Source organism: Gordonia sp. UBA7599 (genome assembly GCA_002477755.1).
Taxonomy (GTDB): domain Bacteria; phylum Actinomycetota; class Actinomycetes; order Mycobacteriales; family Mycobacteriaceae; genus Gordonia.
Window position 1 is genome coordinate 1 of the sequence record DLKD01000037.1, and the last position, 3711, is coordinate 3711.

At 69.7% G+C, this 3711-nt stretch carries 3 protein-coding genes and 1 pseudogene; 3 read left to right on the forward strand and 1 reads right to left on the reverse strand.

Annotation, left to right across the window (positions count from 1 at the left end; genetic code table 11):
• Together B4L26_RS04905 and purD are read left to right on the forward strand one after the other, a co-directional pair.
• Positions 1 to 851, forward strand: an 851-nt coding sequence (locus B4L26_RS04905; protein WP_290716526.1) for a low temperature requirement protein A, incomplete at its 5' end; no start/stop codon positions are given.
• 9 nt (positions 852 to 860) lie between these two features.
• Positions 861 to 2114: a phosphoribosylamine--glycine ligase gene (purD, locus tag B4L26_RS04910; protein ID WP_290716528.1), complete on the forward strand. Its 1254-nt coding sequence runs from the start codon at positions 861 to 863 to the stop codon at positions 2112 to 2114.
• A 19-nt stretch (positions 2115 to 2133) separates the two neighbouring features.
• Here the strand turns inward: purD and B4L26_RS04915 are convergent, their stop codons facing one another.
• Positions 2134 to 3093 (reverse strand): alpha/beta hydrolase-fold protein, encoded by a 960-nt coding sequence (locus tag B4L26_RS04915; protein WP_290716530.1) that lies wholly within the window; start codon positions 3091 to 3093, stop codon positions 2134 to 2136.
• Positions 3094 to 3165: 72 nt separating this feature from the next.
• On the opposite strand from B4L26_RS04915, the pseudogene B4L26_RS04920 reads away from it, so the two are divergent.
• Positions 3166 to 3711: pseudogene (locus B4L26_RS04920) on the forward strand (DNA alkylation response protein); the annotation flags it as partial.

Genomic DNA, 3711 nt, shown 5'->3' on the forward strand with positions numbered 1-3711 from the left:
CGGTGATCGGCTACATCGTGATGCGCGTCGGGATGGTCGCCCAATGGCTCCGCGCAGCAGCTGGGTCGGCGGAGCATCGGCGTACCTGTCTCACCTACGCCGGCGCCACGCTGATCGCCCAGGTCGGCTGGGTGATCGTCGCGGTGTCACCCCTGAATCTCCGTGACACGCTGCTTGCGGCAGGGGTCCTGGTCGGCATCGAGTTCTTCGCGCCGTGGTACGCGGAATCACGCGTCGCGGCAACGCCGTGGAATCCGTCCCACATCGCCGAGCGTTACGCGACGCTCACCGTCGTCACCCTCGGCGAGGGTGTCGTCGGAACCGTCGCGCTGCTCCAGGCGCTCATCGAGCGGACCGGATGGGACGCGCAGACTGCGGTCCTGGGCCTGGCGGCGATGGGCGTGACCTTCGCAATGTGGTGGCTGTACTTCGCGATGCCCGGCGGGGAAACCCTGCGCGAACGCCCGGAAAGGGCCTTCGCGTTCGGCTACGGCAGCATCCCCTTGCTGATGGCGTGCGCGGCGGTGGGCGCCGGGCTGCACGTCGTCGCCCTGTGGACCGAGCACGAGGCGCACATCTCCGACTTCGCCGTCGTGGCCTGCCTGGCGGTGCCGGTAGCGGTGTTCAGCCTGGGAGTCATCCTCATGAACGGCTACCTGACCCGCGGTGGGACCGAGGAGGGCGCCGAGACCGAACCGATCGCGGTGACCGCTGCGCTGGCGGCGGGGGTGCTGCCCCTCGTCGCCGCGCTCGTCCTGGCTGCGTTCGGCGCCCCCCTGATGGTGTGCGTCGTCATCGTCTGCCTGATCCCGGTGCTGCCGGTGGTCGTGGTGGAGACGGTCGGCGATTAGGCTTGCCGCGTGCGCGTACTCGTCATCGGCTCGGGCGGCCGTGAACACGCCCTACTCCTCGGCCTCGCCGCCGACCCATCGGTCACCGAACTGTTCGTCGCGCCCGGCAATGCCGGCACCGAGGCGATCGCGACCAACCACCCCGTCGACGCGTCCTCCGGCGAGGCCGTCGTCGCGTTGGCGCGCAAGCTCGACGTCGACCTGGTGGTGATCGGTCCCGAGGTGCCACTCGTGCTCGGTGTCGCCGATGCACTGCGGGCCGCAGGGATCGCCACGTTCGGGCCGAGTGCGGCCGCCGCGCAGATCGAGGGCTCGAAGGCGTTCGCGAAAGACGTCATGGCCGCTGCCGGGGTGCGCACCGCCCACGCCGAGGTCGTCGACAACCCCGCCAACCTCGACGCCGCGCTGGACCGCTTCGGGCCGACGTGGGTCGTTAAGGACGACGGGCTGGCCGCGGGTAAGGGCGTCGTGGTCACCACCGACCGGGCGGCCGCGCGCGACCATGCCGCCGAGTGCCTGGAGGCAGGCCACCCGGTGCTGCTGGAGTCCTTCCTCGACGGTCCGGAGGTCTCGCTCTTCTGCCTCGTCGACGGGGAGACTGTCGTCCCGCTGATCCCGGCGCAGGACCACAAGCGCGTCGGCAACGGCGACACCGGTCCCAATACCGGTGGGATGGGCGCGTACACGCCGCTGCCGTGGTTGCCCGCCGAGACGGTCGATCAGATCGTCGAGGAGATCGTTAAGCCCGTTGCAGTCGAGATGGTTGCGCGCGGTACCCCGTTCAACGGGCTGCTGTACGCAGGCCTGGCCATTGGCGCCGACGGGCCCGCCGTCGTCGAGTTCAACGCCCGGTTCGGCGATCCCGAGACCCAAGCGGTCCTGGCCCTGCTGCGCTCACCACTGGGGCAGGCGCTCAATGCGGCCGCCACCGGCACGCTGGCGCAGTTGCCGCCGCTGGAGTGGTCGCCGGGAGCCGCGGTCACCGTGGTGCTCGCGGCCGAGAACTACCCGGGAAGGCCACGCACCGGCGACGTCATCGCGGGAGCCGAGGGGCCGGGGATCCGCCATGCCGGCACCGCCCGCGACGCCGACGGGAACATCGTCTCGGCCGGCGGTCGCGTGCTCGCCGTCGTCGGCACCGGGTCAGACCTGCAGGCCGCGCGTGAAGAAGCGTACGGGCGCCTCGCCGAAATCAAGCTGGCCGGCGGGCACTTCCGCGACGACATCGGCCTCGCCGCGTTGGAGGGCCGCATCTCTCTGTAGGGAAAGCCGCGAGAACTGCTCAGCGGGCGAGGTTGCGACCCAAGAACATGACGTGGTCGGGCAGCACGCTGCGCCAATACCGGTTGCCGTGACCACCGGCCCCGGCGCCGAATGCGGCGGGCGGGTGCAGGTCGGCGGCCCACTGCCGCGTATAGGTGAAGAACTGGTCGCTGGTGCCGATGGTGATCATCAGGGGGATCTTCGCGAAGGCGTTCTGATGCCCGAACAGCGAATTCGCCTGGTAGTCCTCGAACGAGTCGAATGCGCGCGGTGGGTAGGCATGCGGATCGGCCCACAGCGCGGGCGAGCTCACCGACACGGCGGCCACGCGGGGGGCGCCGACGAGGGCACCCAGACGCAGGGCGCCGTAGCCGCCCATCGACCAGCCGTAGAAGCCGATGCGCTCGGTGGACAGGTTCAACTCGGTGTTGCTCGCCAGCATCGGGAGGAACTCGTCGAGGACCATCGCGCCGGAGTCTGCGCCGTCGAGGCGGCGGTGCCAGTAGTTGACGGCACCGTCGACGGCGGCGAGGGCGAACGGCGGGTTCCCGTCGTCGACGTACTTCTGCAGGACGTTCTGCATCTGCAGCTTGCGGCTGAAGATTGTGCGTTCGTTGGTGTTGAGGGCGTGCAGCACCACGACGACGGGAAGTTTGCCGGTGACGCCGTTGGGGCGGGCGACGGCCCACCGGGTGGTCCGGCCAAGCATCTTCGTGGACACGAAGCTGCCGGTGATGAGGGGCGGGCCTGGAACCGGGCGCGAATCCTGTGTCTCCGACGGCAGGACGTCATCGGCTTCGGTCTTGTCGAGGTCGGCTTCGGCTGCCGCCGGCTTGGTCGCCTCCGACGACGAGCAGGCGCTGATCCCGGCTACGGCGGCAACGCCGATACCGGCCAGCAACGCGTTGCGGCGCGACACGAGCCGGGGACCGGTGTCATCGGTCGCGTCCGGCGCGGGGATCGGGGTGTGCGTGGTCATATCGAGTCCACACGATACGTGCGCTAGCTGACAGCGTGATGAGTACGCGCCGGGCTCGATAGAATACGGGGTGTGAAGACCAACCACGCCGTCGTCAACCAGGTGCCCCCGCTGGAGGGATTCGACGTCGCCAATTATCCGGTGATCACCGAGTACCTCGACCGTGTCGGGGCCGCCGAGTCGCTGCCCGAGCTGCACGAACTCGGACAGATGGCGGGATCGGCGGAGTGGATCACCGTCGGCGATCTGGCCGAGGAGCACCCGCCGGTGCTTGAGACCCACGACCGCTTCGGCAATCGCATCGATGTCGTCCGCTACGACCCGTCCTATCACCGCCTGATGGACACCGCGGTCGGTCACGGCCTCGCCGGTCACCCGTGGGCGAGCGCTGACCCGCACGCGCACCTGGTGCGCTCGGCCAAGTTCAGTGTCTGGACGGCCGTCGATTCCGGTCACGGCTGTCCCATCTCGATGACCTACGCGGTCGTCCCGGCGCTGCGGCACAACCCGGAGTTGGCGCGGGCCTACGAGCCCGGTCTCACCTCCCTGCACTACCAGCCTGAGCTCACGGTCCCCACGGCCAAGCGCGGGCTCATCGCCGGCATGTCGATGACCGAG

Bases quoted from the DNA above. Each gene is read 5' to 3' on its own strand.
- B4L26_RS04915 (WP_290716530.1), bottom strand. From the start codon at position 3,093: ATGACCACGCACACCCCGATCCCCGCGCCGGACGCGACCGATGACACC.